The 16,835-nt window shown below is 57.8% G+C and carries 18 protein-coding genes; 13 read left to right on the top strand and 5 right to left on the bottom strand.

The window, feature by feature from the left end:
• Positions 1 to 49: 49 nt before the first annotated feature.
• Positions 50 to 631 (top strand): TetR/AcrR family transcriptional regulator, encoded by a 582-nt coding sequence (locus Q0775_RS02230; RefSeq protein ID WP_298857698.1) that lies wholly within the window; start codon positions 50 to 52, stop codon positions 629 to 631.
• Positions 632 to 633: 2 nt separating this feature from the next.
• Here the strand turns inward: Q0775_RS02230 and Q0775_RS02225 are convergent, their stop codons facing one another.
• Positions 634 to 1,545 (bottom strand): pirin family protein, encoded by a 912-nt coding sequence (locus Q0775_RS02225; protein ID WP_298857697.1) that lies wholly within the window; start codon positions 1,543 to 1,545, stop codon positions 634 to 636.
• 193 nt (positions 1,546 to 1,738) lie between these two features.
• Between Q0775_RS02225 and Q0775_RS02220 the strand changes: the two genes are divergently transcribed.
• Positions 1,739 to 2,689: an NAD(P)-dependent oxidoreductase gene (locus Q0775_RS02220; RefSeq protein WP_298857696.1), complete on the top strand. Its 951-nt coding sequence runs from the start codon at positions 1,739 to 1,741 to the stop codon at positions 2,687 to 2,689.
• A 210-nt stretch (positions 2,690 to 2,899) separates the two neighbouring features.
• A complete protein-coding gene (locus Q0775_RS02215) occupies positions 2,900 to 3,445 on the top strand; it encodes a hypothetical protein (RefSeq protein ID WP_298857695.1) in 546 nt (181 codons plus the stop codon).
• A 51-nt stretch (positions 3,446 to 3,496) separates the two neighbouring features.
• On the opposite strand, the gene Q0775_RS02210 is transcribed toward Q0775_RS02215, so the two are convergent.
• The 4 genes from Q0775_RS02210 to Q0775_RS02195 form a co-directional block, all read right to left on the bottom strand.
• Complete coding sequence (locus Q0775_RS02210) at positions 3,497 to 4,078, bottom strand: hypothetical protein (protein WP_298857694.1); 582 nt, start codon at positions 4,076 to 4,078, stop codon at positions 3,497 to 3,499.
• Positions 4,078 to 4,617 carry a pilus assembly protein gene (locus Q0775_RS02205; RefSeq protein WP_298857692.1) on the bottom strand — a complete coding sequence of 180 codons (540 nt, stop codon included), beginning with the start codon at positions 4,615 to 4,617 and terminating at the stop codon, positions 4,078 to 4,080. The genes Q0775_RS02210 and Q0775_RS02205 overlap by 1 nt, the downstream gene beginning before the upstream one ends.
• Positions 4,614 to 6,170 carry a TadE/TadG family type IV pilus assembly protein gene (locus Q0775_RS02200; protein WP_298857691.1) on the bottom strand — a complete coding sequence of 519 codons (1,557 nt, stop codon included), beginning with the start codon at positions 6,168 to 6,170 and terminating at the stop codon, positions 4,614 to 4,616. Before Q0775_RS02200 ends, Q0775_RS02205 begins: the two co-directional genes overlap by 4 nt.
• Before the next feature lie 266 nt (positions 6,171 to 6,436).
• Positions 6,437 to 6,904: a YbaK/EbsC family protein gene (locus Q0775_RS02195; protein WP_298857690.1), complete on the bottom strand. Its 468-nt coding sequence runs from the start codon at positions 6,902 to 6,904 to the stop codon at positions 6,437 to 6,439.
• 243 nt (positions 6,905 to 7,147) lie between these two features.
• Here Q0775_RS02195 and Q0775_RS02190 point away from each other — a divergent pair, with 243 nt between their 5' ends.
• From Q0775_RS02190 to Q0775_RS02145, 10 genes are all read left to right on the top strand, one after another.
• Positions 7,148 to 8,581 carry a Glu/Leu/Phe/Val dehydrogenase gene (locus Q0775_RS02190; protein WP_298857689.1) on the top strand — a complete coding sequence of 478 codons (1,434 nt, stop codon included), beginning with the start codon at positions 7,148 to 7,150 and terminating at the stop codon, positions 8,579 to 8,581.
• Between the two features lies 1 nt (position 8,582).
• The gene (locus Q0775_RS02185) at positions 8,583 to 8,975 is read left to right on the top strand and encodes an SH3 domain-containing protein (protein ID WP_298857688.1); all 393 of its coding nucleotides are present in this window, start codon (positions 8,583 to 8,585) and stop codon (positions 8,973 to 8,975) included.
• 65 nt (positions 8,976 to 9,040) lie between these two features.
• A complete protein-coding gene (locus Q0775_RS02180) occupies positions 9,041 to 10,117 on the top strand; it encodes a bifunctional transcriptional activator/DNA repair enzyme AdaA (protein ID WP_298857687.1) in 1,077 nt (358 codons plus the stop codon).
• On the top strand, positions 10,117 to 10,866 hold the full coding sequence (locus Q0775_RS02175; protein WP_298857686.1) for an isocitrate lyase/phosphoenolpyruvate mutase family protein: 750 nt from the start codon (positions 10,117 to 10,119) through the stop codon (positions 10,864 to 10,866). Before Q0775_RS02180 ends, Q0775_RS02175 begins: the two co-directional genes overlap by 1 nt.
• Before the next feature lie 66 nt (positions 10,867 to 10,932).
• Positions 10,933 to 12,186: a sarcosine oxidase subunit beta family protein gene (locus Q0775_RS02170; protein ID WP_298857685.1), complete on the top strand. Its 1,254-nt coding sequence runs from the start codon at positions 10,933 to 10,935 to the stop codon at positions 12,184 to 12,186.
• Positions 12,164 to 12,679, top strand: coding sequence for a hypothetical protein (locus tag Q0775_RS02165; protein ID WP_298857684.1), 516 nt, complete (start codon positions 12,164 to 12,166; stop codon positions 12,677 to 12,679). Before Q0775_RS02170 ends, Q0775_RS02165 begins: the two co-directional genes overlap by 23 nt.
• Before the next feature lie 52 nt (positions 12,680 to 12,731).
• On the top strand, positions 12,732 to 12,989 hold the full coding sequence (locus Q0775_RS02160) for a sarcosine oxidase subunit delta (protein WP_298857682.1): 258 nt from the start codon (positions 12,732 to 12,734) through the stop codon (positions 12,987 to 12,989).
• On the top strand, positions 12,986 to 15,907 hold the full coding sequence (locus Q0775_RS02155; RefSeq protein WP_298857681.1) for a sarcosine oxidase subunit alpha family protein: 2,922 nt from the start codon (positions 12,986 to 12,988) through the stop codon (positions 15,905 to 15,907). The genes Q0775_RS02160 and Q0775_RS02155 overlap by 4 nt, the downstream gene beginning before the upstream one ends.
• Entirely contained in the window at positions 15,900 to 16,436 is a 537-nt protein-coding gene (locus Q0775_RS02150) for a sarcosine oxidase subunit gamma (RefSeq protein ID WP_298857680.1), read from the top strand. Before Q0775_RS02155 ends, Q0775_RS02150 begins: the two co-directional genes overlap by 8 nt.
• A 33-nt stretch (positions 16,437 to 16,469) precedes the next feature.
• Complete coding sequence (locus tag Q0775_RS02145) at positions 16,470 to 16,772, top strand: hypothetical protein (protein WP_298857679.1); 303 nt, start codon at positions 16,470 to 16,472, stop codon at positions 16,770 to 16,772.
• Positions 16,773 to 16,835: the final 63 nt, after the last annotated feature.

Raw genomic sequence — 16,835 nt, 5'->3', positions numbered from 1 at the left:
TGGGTCAGCGAGGGTTTACTTTTTGAACAGGCGTTCAGATATTGGGGCTATGGCACGCACCGCAGGATCACACTCAGAAAACACCGGCCCAAGGGTTCGCGAGGCGGCGCTCAAGCTGTTTGCGCGGGGCGGCTATGCGGCGGTATCGATGCGCGCGATTGCGGCGGAAGTGGGCGTACAGGTTGGCGCGCTTTATAACTACACGCCGGATAAGCAGACGCTGCTGTTTGACCTGATGGAAAGCCATATGACCGAGCTGTTGGCGGCGGCGGTGAATGATGTTGGGCTGGCGCCCGATGCGCGGTTAAAGGCATTTGTGATCTTTCACATCGAGTTTCACCATGCGCGGCCCGATGCGGTTTTCATCGCCTATATGGAGTTGCGGAACCTTAGCCCTGAGAATTTTGCACGGATCGAAGCCCTGCGGAAAACCTATGAGGACGGGCTGGAACGTATCCTGTGCGACGGGGTTGCGGCGGGGGTGTTCAGCGTGGCGGATACCAAGATTGCGACGCTGGCGATCATTGCGATGCTAACGGGGGTGAACACGTGGTTCCGCGCGGGTGGGCGTTTGTCACTGGAAGAAATCACCGCGCAGTACTGGGATATGGTGCGCCGCGCGGTGACATGAGTTTAGTGTGCTGGCTTGATGAAGGTGCCGTTGTTCAACTCGGTCACAGCTTGGATCAGCTCCTCGCGGGTGTTCATCACGATAGGGCCGTGCCATGCGACAGGCTCATCAATCGGGGCGCCTGAAATGAGCAGGAAACGCAAGCCATCGGGACCCGCCTGAACGGTGACTTCGTCGCCTGTGCCAAAGCGGACCAATGTTCGGTCACCTGACATGTCGCGGATGTTCAGCTCCTCGCCCAAGACCTCTTTTTCGAGCAGGATACCAGAGGGGTTCGAGGCGTCTACGAACGCACCAGACCCTTGGAAAATATAGGCGAAGGCGCGGCGGTAGGTGTCGATCTTAAAGGTTTTGCGCACGCCAGCGGGGACAGTCAAGTCGAGGTACTGCGGGTCGGCAGCGATGCCGTCGACAGGGCCGCGCTTGCCCCAGAACTCACCTGTGATGACGCGGACCTTTGTGCCGTCGTCGTCGATGATTTCGGGAATCGCGTCGGATGTGACGTCCTGATAGCGGGGCGCTGTCATCTTTTGCGCGGCAGGCAGATTGCCCCAGAGTTGGAAGCCGTGCATTTGGCCGCGGGTGTTTCCGTGGGGCATTTCCTGATGCAGGATGCCGCTGCCTGCTGTCATCCATTGCACGTCACCTGCGCCCAATGCGCCGTTGTTTCCAAGGCTGTCGGAATGCTCAACGGTGCCTTCAAGGACATAGGTGATCGTCTCGATCCCGCGGTGGGGGTGCCATGGGAAGCCCTTTTCGAAGTCAATCGGGCGCTCGTTGCGGAAGTCGTCGAACAGCAAAAAGGGATCAAGTTCGCTTGGGTCCTGGAAGCCAAAAGCGCGGTGCAGTTTGACGCCAGCGCCTTCCATCGTGGGTTGGGCGGCGCGGGTTTCTAGGGTGGGGCGGATGGACATTTTGCGGCTCCTCGTCTGGGTTAGACCAGATGTAGGAGGGGAAGTGCCTTCCAGCAAGGTGAGCTTTTGCAGGGTGTCTGTGCGCGGATGATCAGAACGCCAAGGGGTCGCTTTTGGGATGGACGGGCGGCTTGGGGGCGGCAAGGGTTATCAAAAGGTTAAATGCTAATGATTGGTAAATAGGGGCTGCAAAATGAAAATCGGTTTTATCGGGCTTGGGAACGTGGGTGGAAAACTCTCAGGGAGTTTGCTGCGCAACGGAGTGGATCTGAGTGTCTATGACCTCGATGAAGGATTGGTAAACGCCAAGGTCGCGGCGGGGGCAAAGACGGGGGGCAGTCCTGCGGAAATGATGCGGAACTGCGATGCGGTGATCACCTGTTTGCCCAGTCCTGCGGCCAGTGCCGCGGTGGTGGATGAGATGTTGTCAGAAGTGACAGCGGGCAAGATATGGTTGGAGATGTCGACCACTGATGCGGGTGAGATCAAGCGGCTAGCGGCATTGGTTCAGGCGGCAGGCGGGCAAGCCGTGGATTGCCCCGTCTCGGGTGGATGCCACCGTGCGGATACGGGCAATATCAGCATTTATGCGGGCTGTGACCGAGAGACCTTTGACCGCGTTTTGCCGATCCTGACCCATATGGGGCGGCGGATTTTGCATGTGGGGGATTTGGGAAATGCCAGTGTTCTTAAGGTTATGACAAATTACCTTGCCACGGCGAACTTGTTGACTGTCTGTGAGGCGCTGACGGTAATGAAGGCGCAGGGAATGGACCTTGGCATGACCTACGAGGCGATTGCGATGTCGTCTGGCACCAGCTTTGTCCATGAAACCGAGAGCCAGTTGATCCTATCGGGATCGCGGGATGTGAATTTCACCATGGACCTTATTCAAAAGGATATCGGTTTATTTCAAAAGCTGGCGGATGATGCTGGGGTTCCGCTGGAAATCTCGCCGTTGATGATCGAAATGATGAGTGACGGGCAGGCGCGGTATGGCACGCGGGCGCAGTCGGACCGCATGATTGAGCGCTTGGAAGAGGCAACGGGGTTGGAGATACTGGCGGAAGGTTTCCCGATGGAGCTGGTCGATGACGAGCCAGAGGAGCGCGGATACGAGGTGCGGCCCAAGCGATTGATGTGACGGGTTTGAGTGATCCCTCAAGATATTGTTTTATAATAAATAAAATCGCGTAAACTGAGATAGAAAGGGCGCGGAAGGGAAGCGGGTGCCTCCTTGCATTCCCTATCTAGCTCCCGTGCACTGGCAATGCGCCGCATTCGCCATGCAAGTTGGTGCAGGCTTGCCCGTCTGCGCATCTGTCGCTAGGGGGTTTTGCAAAGGAGTGCTGTTATGACACCGACCGAGACACCTAACGAGACACCCACGGGCGAGATGCCAACATTTGACCCGCACGAAGTTCTCGTGACGGCAGGTGCCTCTGCGGGGCGGCGGTTTTTGGGGCTGGGGTCGCTGGGCCTTTTGGGGGTGATGCTGATCTATATCGCGATTGTGCAGTCGCCGGAAATTCAGTGGCGGATATTTTTACTCGTGCTGGGTGTTGGATCGCTTTGGATGGTGAACCGTATGCGCAGCGCGACGGCATCGCGACTTGAGCTTACCGAGACGGAGTTGCGCGACAGTGATGGCACACGCATTGCTTTAGTGGAAGATATTGATGTGTTGGACCGCGGATTTTTCGCGTTCAAACCGTCCAACGGTTTTTTGATGCGCACGGTCAAAGGCGGCGAGACGGAATGGCGCCCCGGCATGTGGTGGCGCGTCGGGCGGCGGATTGGTGTGGGGGGTATGATGCCCGCGCATCAGAGCAAGCAGATCGCAGAGATATTGGCGATTATGATGGCCAAGCGAGAGATCGAGAAAAACAAGCAGGGTTAAATAGAAAACCCCCGACCGGATGACCGCTCGGGGGTTTTTGTTTGGTATTGTTCAGGAGCCTGAGAACTCGGGATCCGGCAGATCGACCCAGAGCACCTGAGGTGCGTAGCGGGGGCGGGTGAAGACGAAGTTGTCGATCTCCTGCACGCCCAGACCGATGTTGAACGGTGATTCCCAGCGGGCAAATGTCTCGACGATAATCATCCGCTCGTTGTGAACCATATGTGGCAGCTTTGATGTCCAGCTGCGCACTTGATGGTTTGTCAGCGCGGTGTAGCCGCCGGATGTTTTGGACCAGTCCAGCTTCATGATGTCGTTTCCGCTGTCGTAGCGGACAACGGACAAACGCAAGGAGCTGTCCTGAGGGGTGCGGGTCAGCGCATTGAGCAAGTGGTGCGTGCCCTCAAGATAGTCACCGTCCAGTGGCAGTGTCTCGCGAGAGACCATGTCGCCGATGGTGAAGGCTGCCTTTTGGTGGGCGCCGTGTTGGCGGACCAGATCAAGCATTGTCATCGAGGTCACCATAATGCCGAACATCAGCGGGATCATGATCATGGCTTCTATATGGGCGGCCCCTTTTTCTTCGCGGGCAAAACGTGCCTGCAAAAGGGATTTGAATTTAGATACAAACATTATCTTGGCTCCTGTACGAAGGCACTCATCGAGACCATTGTTCCCAGACCTGCATCATCGGTTCCGAGCAGTTTGCCCAAGCCGAGTGATCCGAAGACGGGGCTGAATTTATAGCATGCACGCAGCAACATCAGTTCATGCTGCTGACCAAGTGACCAGCCACGCAGCGGATTGACGGGATGTGGCTCGTTTGTGCAGTCGGGCATCGCGGGCAGGCCAACGAAATCACGTGGGTTGACCGGTATCATCTCAAGGCGGATGCGGCTGTCACATTCATCTAGGCCACCGGAAAACTCGCAGATTGTCTCCTTGATGTTGTCGTGGGTGAATTGGGACGCAGTGTTGAGCCGGATGGCGCGTGTTGTGACCTCAAGTCCGTGATCCAGTTGGAACTGGCGGTTGGAGTGGGTTGTAAGTTCCACACCGAAGGCGAAAGAGATGAACAGCAAGGGAAGCATGATCACAAATTCGACGGTATAGGCGGCGCCGCTTTCTTCTTTGCGGAACCTCGACAGGGCGGTTTTCAAGCGAGTAATCATTGTGTGAGCCTCAGCTGGTTGATTTGGCGTGCAATAGCGGTGAACGCCTCTTTGATTTCGACACCCTCAACCCCGAAGTAATGGCTGGGAGAGGAAGCGCAGTTGCGCATGACATCGGCACTACGGTCGGAAACTTCGAAGCCGATAGACCAGATCACGATGTTGTTTTGCTTGGCCACGGTGCAAATGTTGTTGAGCAGCGAGTCACCGAACGAAGTCCAGTATTTCGATGAGCTCCAGTATTGGCGCTGGCTTGAATAGACGTTGCGGTTCACCCACCAGTCAAAGTTGTTATTATTCCAGTGCGCATAGTGGCTGGTATTCGCATAAACGCTCGGGTTGATCCGCTTCGACGAGGTGTTCTCCCCGTCGGTCATGAGAATGACAGTTTTCAGCGTTTCGTTATCGTCAAAAGCCACGGGGCGGTCTTCGAACGTGATGTCGGTATGGCCGTTGCTTGCAAGACGCGCATTAACTGGCTGGAAGCTCGGATCGAGCAGCGCCGCGGCCCACTTCATACCCAAAAAGATCGAGGTATTACCGTTTGGCGAGAGGCGGCCGATCTTGTTTTTCAGCGCGACTGTATCCTGACTGAAGGCTTCAATGTCGTCATATGTACCATTGCGGCAGGCCGGGTTGGACCGGTTGTTCCAGTCGTTTGTGCTTCCCCAGTAGAAATGCTGCATCTGCTCATAACTCTTGGGCGTGCCGTATGCGTTCATGCCAATCGACGTCGTGTTGAAATCGTCGTCGTCAAAATCCACACAGTGGCTGTAGTTGTGCACCTGATTGACGTTCAACTCGCTCATGATGTTTGGGCCAGCACTCACATGCTCGGCGTAGGGGATGATTGAGATCGACACGAGATCCTCGGTAGAGTCGTTGATTACGGCGTCGACAAATGTATTTGCTGCATCGCGCAGATTGCCCATTTTACCACCCCAGCCCATAGAGCCGGAGATGTCGAGCACGAGAGAGATTTCGACGTTGTTCACGCGCTCCTCGGCCTCGGCAAAAGCGTGCAGACGAAGGCCGTCGGTCACAGCGTTTGTGCGCATCTGCTCGTAAGCAGAAATCTGCTCGTCGGTCATTACCTCTTTTTGCTCTTCGGTGAGAGGTGCAATTAATTGGGTGCCTTGCCACTTAACGCCCCCGGTATAGTCGCCGCGCACGGTGTTGGTCTGGATCACACCGCCAACATTCACACCGACGGTGCGGTAGTTGAGGCCTTCCTCAACGCTCACGCTTGTTACGATGTCGGGGTAATTCATCTTTGTGAAGTAATCGCGGACAACTTCTTCGCGTGGAAGCGTCTGATCCAGATCTGCCGCGGCCAGAACGGCACGGTCGGCAATCTGCTGGAGCTTTACGCGATGATATTCATAGTTGTTCAAATCCCATGATACACCAGCAAGCAGAACGCCGATGGCGATCAGTGTGATGGAGAGGATCGTCACGTTTCCTTCTTCATCGCGCACAAAACGGTGTATCAAAGACCCCTTTGTGTGTTCTGCATCAGCTGGGATGCAGGTAGTCGAGAATAGTTTTTTCATCATCGTCACCTTTCAGGCCCGGCCCTGTCTGAACGACACGGTCTTTGGCTTAATTCGACGTTCTGTATGCCCTAAGAACGTGGCCAAATTGGGGCGAAATGTTCGCAAATCACCATATTTTAAAGGGGGTTGGCGTATAATCAGCCGATATTGCGGCGAGTGTTTCCACGGCGTGAACAATGCGCCCGATTTGGCATGACGCTGGGGGTGCATAGGTCAAGGTGAGTCGTAGTTAATGTGCAAGCGGTAACTTTGAGCGTGCTGCGTTAACGATTTGTGAAGAGTTTTGCGCCTGTAACTCTTTGCAAGTCCCGGGGTGTGAGGGCGAAGACCGTTTCGGGCGCACCAGCGGCCCCCCAAACGGTTTCAAAGCGCAAGAGCGCATCATCCATATAGGTCTCCATCATACAAAGGTGCCCAATGGGCGCTACGCCACCGATGGCAAAGCCGGTCTCTGTGCGCACGCGCTTGGGATCGGCGCGGCCCAGCGTCTCGCCAAATAGCGCCTCCGCATAGGTGAGGTTGAGATCGTGGGCGCCGCTGACGAGGATCAGTTTGAGAGTACCTGTTTGCGCACCTTCAAACAGGAGCGATTTGGCGATCTGGCCTACATCACAGTCCAAACTGGTTGCGGCATCGGCGGCGGTCCGCGCACTGTTGGGCAATGTAATAACGTCGATCACAAGACCCGCATCTGCTGCAGCCTGTTTCACGCGATCAACACTTTTGCCCATATCATTCTCCTGTTTAGCTGGTTCGGGCACAATGCCTTTTGGCTAATGGGCCTAAAGGGACGGGGGAGGTCAAGAGGGGCGGCCACGTTTAAAGAGGGCGGAAATGTTTAGAGTTATCCTTAACCCGATTAAAAAAGTGGCACTTTGAAAACAGCACGCCTAGGGTGCGAAAAGGTGCTGCGGGATTCTGTGCGCAGTATGTGGATCCATAATTATGACTCTATCAAAAGGTAGTCTATTCCCATGAGCCAACCCCAAAACGAGCCAAGCTTTCGCGACAGTGTCGAGATGATGTTTACACGTGCGGTCGATCTGATGGATCTCAAGCCTGGCCTTGTTGAGAAAATCCGTGTGTGTAACGCGACCTATACCGTGCGGTTTGGTGTGCGTTTGCGCGGTGATATTCATACGTTTACCGGCTACCGGTCGGTACATTCCGAGCATATGGAGCCTGTGAAGGGCGGCATCCGCTTCTCGCTGGGTGTTAATCAGAACGAGGTTGAGGCGCTGGCGGCTTTGATGACATTCAAATGCGCATTGGTGGAGGCACCTTTTGGCGGGTCCAAGGGTGGGCTTTGCATTGATCCCAAGGAATACACCGAGCAGGAGATGGAGCTAATCACGCGGCGCTTTGCCTACGAGCTGATCAAGCGCGACATGATCAACCCTGCGCAAAACGTGCCAGCGCCTGACATGGGCACTGGCGAGCGGGAGATGTCGTGGATCGCCGACCAGTACAAGCGGATGAACACCACCGACATTAACTCCGCGGCCTGTGTGACGGGCAAACCGATCAATGCCGGGGGCATTCAGGGCCGGACGGAGGCCACAGGGCGCGGCGTGCAATACGGTCTACGTGCGTTTTTCCGCGATAAGAAAGGTGTCGAAAAGGCGGGCCTGACGGGAACGCTGGACGGCAAGCGTGTGATTGTGCAGGGATTGGGCAACGTAGGCTATCACGCGGCCAAGTTCCTGAGTGAGGAAGACGGCGCACCTGTTATTGGTGTGATCGAGTATAACGGCGCGATCTGGAACGAAGAGGGCATCGATATCGAAGCGCTCAAGAGCTACATCACCGAGCATGGCTCTCCCGAGGGGTTCGAGGGGGGCGAGTTTATCGAGCATGGCGAGAGCCTGTTGGAGCGCGAATGCGATATTCTGATCCCTGCCGCGCTGGAAGCGGTGATTAACCTCAGCAACGCCGAACGGATCAAAGCACCGCTGATCATTGAGGCAGCGAATGGTCCTGTCACTGCTGGCGCAGATGATATCCTGCGCGAGAAGGGTATCGTTATCATACCTGACATGTATGCGAATGCAGGGGGTGTAACGGTGAGTTATTTCGAGTGGGTTAAAAACCTGTCCCACATCCGATTTGGACGTATGCAGCGCCGTCAGGAAGAAAACCGCCACCAGCTTATTGTGGACGAGTTGGAGCGCATCAGCCGTGATACGTCGATCAACTGGACGCTCTCGCCCAATTTTAAAGAGCAGTATTTGAAGGGGGCAGGGGAGTTGGAGCTTGTGCGCTCGGGCTTGGACGACACCATGCGCTCGGCCTACGACTCGATGGCGAAGGTTTGGCACGAGCGTGACGATGTGACGGACTTGCGAACAGCGGCCTATTTGGTGGCGATAGGAAAGGTTGCAGCCAGCTATCACGCCAAAGGCCTGTAGCGTGCGGATTGCGTTACTTGTGGTTGCGGCGCTCTGCGCCGCGCCAGTGGCGGCGGAGCGGCGGAGTTACGGCGATGTTTTGCTGCGGGGCTTGGCGCGGGATTTCTGGGTGCAGCAGCCTGCCGCAAAAGCGTGGCGCGCGATGGTGTGCAATGTGAACGGGCCGGATGGCTTTCTGAGCGTGCGGTCGGGACCAGGGACTGGTTTCAAAGTTGCCCGCAGCTTCGAAAGGCTAGCTGTGATTGATCTGGACCTGACGGAGCGGCGGGGCCGCTGGGTGCGGGTCACGGGCGCACACCGCCAGATGTCGCCCGAGGGCATTCGCGTGCAGCGGCGCAATCTGCCTGTGCAGGGCTGGGTGCATGATGGATATCTCTGTGCGTTCGTCTCCTGAGGTTTTTTGAATAAACGCCTGATGGGCGGCGGACAGGGGACGGACGTCAGTATAGCTTGTTACCTATGATGTTTGATTTACCAGATGACGAGACGCTTTATGCTGCCCTGTTGGGGCGTGATCCTGCGTGGGACGGGCGGGCGTGGGTTGGGGTGTCCTCGACGGGTGTATTCTGCCGCCTGACATGCCCTGCGCGCAAACCCAAACGCGAGAATTGCACTTTCTTTGACACTATGGGTGGCGCGATTGAGGCGGGGTACCGTGCGTGCAAGCGGTGTCATCCGATGGCCCCTGCCGCCGAAGGGGAGCCTGCGGTGAAGGCGTTGTTGGCGGCATTGGAGGCTGATCCTGCGCGGCGCTGGGCGGAAGGGGATGTGGCGGCGATGGGGTTTGAACTCTCCACTGTGCGGCGCGCATTCAAGCGGCATTTTGGCATGACTTTCCTTGAGATGGCGCGGCTGGCGCGGTTGAGGGCTGGCGGGGCGGAACTGGTGGGTGGTGCCTCGGTCATCGAGGCGCAGATGGAGGCGGGGTACGCGTCTGGCTCTGCGTTTCGGGCAGCGTTCGCAGGGTGGACGGGGTTGGCGCCGGGCGCGTTTGTAAAGGACGCAGTTTTGCGGGCAGATTGGATTGAGACGCCGATGGGGGCGATGGTTGCTGTGGCCTCGGAGGGTGCGCTGCATCTGTTGGAGTTTACGGAGCGCAAGGCGCTGCCTGCGGAATTGGCGGTGTTGCGCCGCGATGCGAAGGGGTCGCTGGGGTTTGGTCGGTTTGGCCCTACGGACCGGATCGAGCGGGAGATTTCGGATTTCATGAGCGGGGTGTCTGCGGAGTTTGTGACGCCGCTCAGGCCGCTGGGGACGCCGTTTAGCCGCGAGGTTTGGCGCGCGTTGCGGATGATCCCTGCGGGGGAGACGCGGAGTTATGGCCAGCTTGCCCGTGATATGGGGCGGGTGGACGCCACGCGGGCTGTCGCGCGGGCCAATGGGGCCAACCCGATTGCGATTGTGATCCCGTGTCACCGTGTGCTGGGGGAGGATGGAAGCCTGACGGGCTATGGTGGTGGGCTGTGGCGCAAGCAGAAACTGATTGAACTGGAACGCGGTTTCGCCGCGCAAATTAATGAGATGGGAGAGAAATAATGGGTAAAGCACAGGATTTTGCGGCGCTGCACGTCAAGGGCACGCCAGTTGAGTTGTATAACTGTTGGGACGCGGGATCGGCGGCGGCGATTACGGCTGCGGGTGCACCTGCGATTGCCACGGGCAGTTGGGGTGTGGCAGCGGCACAGGGGTTTGTGGATGGGCAGGATATGCCCTTGGCGGATGTGCTTGCACTGGTCACGCGTATTGTAGCGGCGAGCGATGTGCCTGTGACGGTGGATTTTGAGGGGGCTTATGGCGATGCGCCCGAGATTGTGGCCAGCCATGCGAAGGCGCTGGCGGCGACGGGGGCTGTGGGCATGAATTTCGAAGACCGCTATGTGGGCGGCGCGGGGATTTGGCCTGTGGACGCGCAGGCGGCGCGGATTGCGGCGATACGCGCGGCTGTGGGGCCTGATTTCTATATCAATGCGCGGACGGATTTGTTTTTGCAGTCTGATGCGGAGGATCATGCGGGGCTGGTTGAGGAGGCTGTGTCGCGCGGGCAGGCGTATGCAGATGCGGGGGCGTCGGGGTTTTTTGTGCCCAAGCTGGGGGATGGGGATTTGATTGCGCAGGTTTGTCGTGATGTGCCGTTGCCTGTGAATGTGATGATGCATGACGGGTTGGCGGCGCGCGATGTGTTGGAGGCGGCGGGTGTGGCGCGGATCAGCTATGGTCCTTCGTCATATGTCGCTGCGATGCAAAAGGTGACGGAGGCGGCCAAACTGATCTACGACCCGCGCTGATTTGGGCGTTGCGAGGGTGCAGCAGGTTTGCCAGAGTGTGCGGATAGGGACACTTGGGGTGATGGTATGCGGTTTTCGGGATGGCGTATTCTGCGCGAGGGGCTGAGCGGCAATAAGGGCTGGCAGCCCCATTGGCGTGATGCCGAGCCTAAGGCGGAATATGACGCGATCATCATTGGCGGGGGCGGGCATGGATTGTCCACCGCCTACTACCTTGCCAAAGAGCACGGGATGACGAATATCGCCGTGATCGAGAAGGGGTATCTGGGTGGTGGCAACGTTGGGCGCAATACTACGATTGTGCGGGCCAATTACTTTTTGGACGGGAATTCGCAGTTTTACTCGCACAGTTTGAAGCTGTGGGAGAACCTTGAGCAGGATTTGAATTACAATGTGATGTTGTCCCAGCGGGGGCAATTGATGCTGTGTCATTCCGACGGGCAGCGCGATGCTTATGCGCGGCGCGGCAATAGCATTGTCGGGCAGGGAGATGATGCGGAGCTGTTGGATGTCGACGGCGTGCGAAAGATCGCGCCTTATCTGGATTTCGAGAATACGCGTTTTCCGATCTATGGCGGTTTGTTGCAAAAACGTGCTGGCACGGCGCGGCATGATGCGGTGGCGTGGGGCTATGCGCGCGGGGCGAGTGAGCGCGGTGTTGATCTGATCCAGCAGTGTGAAGTGACCGGCATTGATATCGAGAATGGTGTCGTGCGCGGTGTGCAGACCACGCGGGGGGCGATCCGTGCCAAGAAGGTCGGGATTGTGGTTGCGGGGCGCTCGGGGCAAGTTGCGGCGATGGCGGGGATGCGGTTGCCGGTTGAGTCCCATGTCTTGCAGGCGTTTGTGACAGAAGGGCTAAAGCCTGTGATTGATAATGTGATCAGTTTCGGGATGGGGCATTTCTATATCAGTCAGTCGGACAAGGGCGGGTTGGTCTTTGGCGGTGATCTGGATTTCTACGCCTCTTATGCCAGCCGCGGGAACCTGCCGATGGTGGAGCATGTGATGGAAGCGGGGATGACCCTGATGCCGATGATCGGGAAGGCAAAGGTGCTGCGATCATGGGGCGGGATTATGGATATGACGCCTGACGGCTCGCCCATTATCGACAAGACCGAGACGGAGGGTTTGTTTGTGAATTGCGGGTGGTGCTACGGCGGGTTCAAGGCGGTGCCGGGATCGGGCAATTCATTTGCGCATCTGATGGCGACGGGCAACCATCACACCCCAGCCGAAAAATTCAGGCTGGACCGGTTTCGCACGGGGCGCGGATTGATGGATGAGGAGGGGACCGGTGCGCAGCATAATCTTCACTAGTGTTCTGAGCGCTGCAGTTTGGCTTAGTCCGGCAAATGCTGATGTTTGCTTCCGAGAAAATCACTCTCATACAGGTTACCTCGATTCAGGAGGTTCCGACCAAGGTGCAATTTCGTGCATGGTCCTTGAGGCGTTGAGTGACGAGGAATCCATTTTCCGTAAGTACTCATTCAGTGTCTGGATCGGCAGGCACCTATTAGTGGCTTTATCAGATGCGCCAACGAGCCAACTCTATCTAATTATCAGAAGTAATAGTGATGAATTGGCAAAGGAATACGTTGCCAATGCGAGAATGTTTGACGCGTCTGTGGCTCAGCTGAGTACAAGCCTTAAGAATGAGGTCTGCAGGGGAGAGGGAACCCGATCCTTTCTGAAAGCGGGTGGCGTGTCAGAGTATCGCTTTGAAGCCTCGTTTGGGGTGGGTTTGAACCAAATCGCCGTTCGTGATTTCGCAGTTTTTAGCTTGGAAAGCTGTGAAGGTTCGGGCGAATGATACGCTCGATAACCACAAGATTTGCGTGCTTTGATGTACTGGAGATGAAGTTTTGAGAATACCATGTCCATTGTGCGGCCCTCGAGATCGGCGCGAGTTTTACTATAAAGGTGCGGCATTAGATTGTCCTGACCCTGAGGCGGGCGCGCAGGCGTGGGATGACTATGTGCATCTGCGCGAAAATCCTGCGGGTGTGACGCGGGATTTGTGGCAGCATGAGGCGGGCTGTGGCGCGTGGATTGTGGTGACGCGCAATACGGTCAGCCATGAAGTGCTGGGTGCCGTTTTGGCACGGGAGGCTGTGTTATGAGGCTGTCGGATAAGAACGTGGGCGATGTGGTGCGGTTTCGCTTTGACGGGGTCGGCTACAACGGGCGTGTCGGTGATACGGTCGCCTCTGCGTTGCTAGCCAATGGCGTGCATCTGATGGGGCGATCATTCAAGTATCACCGTCCGCGCGGGGTTTTGACGGCGGGTAGTGAGGAGCCGAATGCGCTTATCACCGTGGGGCGTGGGGCACATGCGGAGCCGAATGTGCGTGCCACCGTGCAGGAGGTTTACGACGGGCTGGAGGTGTTTTCGCAGTCGGCGTGGCCGTCGCTGAAGTTCGATGCGATGGCGGTGAATGATCTGGCTGCACCGTTCTTGGTGGCGGGGTTTTATTACAAGACGTTCATGTGGCCCAAGGCGTTTTGGGAGAAGGTGTACGAGCCCGTTATTCGGCGGGCTGCGGGGCTTGGGGCGCTGAGCGGGAAGCATAATCCTGATACCTATGACAAGGCGTTTGCGTTTTGTGACTTGTTGGTTGTGGGGTCTGGGCCTGCGGGGTTGATGGCGGCGACTGTGGCGGCTGAGGCGGGGCTGGATGTGATCCTTTGCGATGAGGATGCGCGCATGGGTGGGCGGTTGCTGGCCGAGGTTGAGGATGTGGACGGCTTGCCCGCGGCTGAATGGGCGGCGGCGCAAATTGAGAAGTTGGCGGCGATGCCCAATGTGCGGTTGATGACGCGAACGACTGTAACAGGGGCGTATGACGGCGGTGTGTTTGGCGCGTTGGAGCGGGTGACGCATCATGTGCCGCGCTCGGCTGCGCCGATTGAGTGTTTCTGGCGGATTACGGCGCGGCGCGCGGTGCTGTGTGCAGGGGCGTTGGAGCGGCCTATTGCGTTTGAGAATAATGACCGACCGGGTGTGATGATGGCAGGCGCGGTGCGGGCATATGTGAACCGCTGGGGTGTGGCGGCGGGGCAGAGCGTTGTTGTGTTCGGCAATAATGATGATGCGCACCGCACGGCGCGGGATTTGCACGGCGCAGGCGTGACAGTCGCGGCGTTGATTGACAGCCGCGCGGATGCGGAAGTGGGGGATGTGCCTTATCCTGTGCACCGTGGGGCGCATGTGGTGGGCACCAAGGGGCGCATGGCGTTGCGCGAGGTTATGGTGCGCAAGGGGGCGGCGGAGTTTTCGGTACGCGCTGACTGTCTGGCGATGTCTGGCGGCTGGAACCCTACGGTGCATTTGACATGCCATATGAATGGGCGGCCACAGTGGCGGGAGGATATTGCTGCGTTTGTGCCGACACCGAATGCAGTGCCGACGTTAGAGGCGGTGGGGGCGTGTAATGGCGCGTTCTCGACGGCTGCTTGTCTGGCCGAAGGCATGGCGGCTGCGGAGCGTGTTGTGGAGGCTTTGGGGGCTAAGGTTCCTGAGGTTGCTTTGCCCGAGGCTGAGGATGCACCGTATAACATTTTGCCGCTTTGGGCGGTTGCGGGGAAGGGGCGTGCTTGGCTTGATTTCCAGAACGATGTGTCGGTGAAGGATGTGAAGCAGGCAGCGGTGGAGAACTTCCGCTCGGTCGAGCATATGAAGCGGTATACCACGCAAGGCATGGCGACGGATCAGGGGAAGAACTCTAACGTCGGTGCGCTGGCTGTGTTGGCGGATGCGACGGGGCGCGGGATTCCCGAGACCGGGGTGACGACGTTTCGGCCACCCTATAGCCCTGTTGCGATTGCAGCTTTGGGCGCAGGGGCGCAGGGGAAGGGCTTTGCGCCTGAACGCCTGACAACGTCGCACAAGCAATCCGTGGAGGTGGGTGCGCCGATGATTGAGGCGGGGCTTTGGTATCGGCCTAGTTATTTTCCGCGTAGTGGTGAGAGCACGTGGCGGCAGTCGTGTGATCGTGAGGTCGGCTATGTGCGCAGATCGGTTGGTGTGTGCGACGTGAGCACGCTGGGCAAGATTGATATTCAGGGGCCTGACGCGGGCAAGCTGTTGGATTTTGTCTATACTGGGATGTTTTCGACGCTGAAGGAGGGGCGCGTGCGTTATGGCCTGATGCTGCGCGAGGATGGCACGGTCATGGATGACGGGACCTGTGCGCGGATGGGGGCGGAGCATTATGTGATGACGACGACCACAGCGGCGGCGGGGGATGTGATGCGGCATTTGGAGTTCGTGTGCCAGATGCTGCACCCTGAGTGGGATGTGGCCTTTACCTCTGTGACGGAGCAATGGGCGCAGTTTGCAGTGGCGGGGCCGAAGTCGCGGGAGCTGTTGAACGGTGTTTTAGAGACGGCTCTGAACAATGATGATTGGCCGTTTATGGCCTGTGGTGAAGTGAGTGTTCTGGGTGTGGCGGGGCGGTTGTTTCGGATCTCGTTTAGCGGTGAGCATGCCTATGAAGTGGCGGTGCCTGCGCGGTACGGGGCGGCGCTGTTTGCCGAATTGGTGCGCCGTGCCGAGGCGATGGAGGGCGGTGCCTACGGGATGGAGGCGCTCAATGTCTTGCGGATCGAGAAGGGGCATATCACCCATTCGGAAATCCACGGGCGGGTGACGGCGTTCGACGTGGGGATGGAGCGGATGATATCGCCCAAGAAGGACTGTGTGGGCAAGGTTCTGGCTGCGCGCGAAGGATTGGTTGACCCCATGCGGGAGCGTATGGTTGGGTTGCGTCCTGTGGGGGCTGTGAAATCCCTGAGCGCGGGGGCGCATGTGTTCGAGGCGAGGGCCGCGCATGTGCACGCAAACGATCAGGGCTATGTGACTTCGGTCTGTTTCTCGCCTGCTGTCGGGACGATGATCGGGCTGGGGTTTGTGAAGAACGGGCCTGCGCGGATGGGCGAGCGGATGGTGGTGCGCGACCATGTGCGCGATCTGACCGTGGAGGTTGAGATTTGCAGCCCTGTCTTTGTTGATCCAGAGGGAGTGCGTGTGCGTGGATAAATTGCAAGCTGTGAGCCCTTGTGCGGGTCTATTGCCGATTACCATTGGCGCGTTGACGGTTGAAGAAGTGGATATGTGGCCGATTACCTCGGTGACGCCGTTTTCAGGGGCGTCTGGGTCTGTTCTGGGCCGTGCGCTGGGCATGCCGTTTCCTGCACCGTTGCAAAGCACGACCGATGGTGATGCGCGGCTGGTTTGGGCTGGACGTGGCGAGGCGCTGCTCATGGGCGCGGTGCCTGACGCGAACCTTGGGGCTTATGCGGCGGTGGTGGACCAGTCGGACGCATGGGCTGTGGTGACGCTGACGGGGACGGGCGGAGCGGATGCATTGGCGCGGTTGGTGCCAGTGGACATGCGGCTGAGCGCGTTTGGTGTGGGCGCATCCGTACGCAGTCAGTTGGGGCATATGAATGCGAGCATCACGCGGCTGGACGGCGATACATTTATGATTGCGGTATTCCGCTCAATGGCTGGAACGCTTGTTCACGATTTGGCGAGAGCACTGGAAGCGGTAGCCGCACGGGGATAGAACGTACCGGAATATGTTTTTCTGGAGTTTGTTATGATCCGTCTGTTGAGTTTTTCCATTTGCCTTGCGCTTGCATCCCCATCCTTTGCTGCAACGGCCAAGGAAAAAGACTGTGGCTATCAAAGTGATATTGTCGCGGCTGTTCAGGCGGCGCGCATGGCGCGTGTGGGAGAGCGGAAAGTGCCTGCGCATGTGGCCGAGACTGCGCCCGCTTGGCCAGAGAAATACAATGCTGTGATCCCGCTTGTGACGCCTTGGGTCTACGGGATGAAAATGGCCGAAGTGAAGTCTGTCGACCTCAAGGCGGCGTGGAACGAGATGTGTCTTTCCCAGTAGATTTGATGCAATAAGCGCTATGATCGCTACGGCGGCTTCTGGACTCTGACGCGCCGCTCCCCA

The sequence above is a fragment of the uncultured Sulfitobacter sp. genome, assembly GCF_947499945.1.
Taxonomy (GTDB): Bacteria; Pseudomonadota; Alphaproteobacteria; order Rhodobacterales; family Rhodobacteraceae; genus Sulfitobacter.
This window is presented reverse-complemented; position numbering and strand designations above follow the sequence as displayed.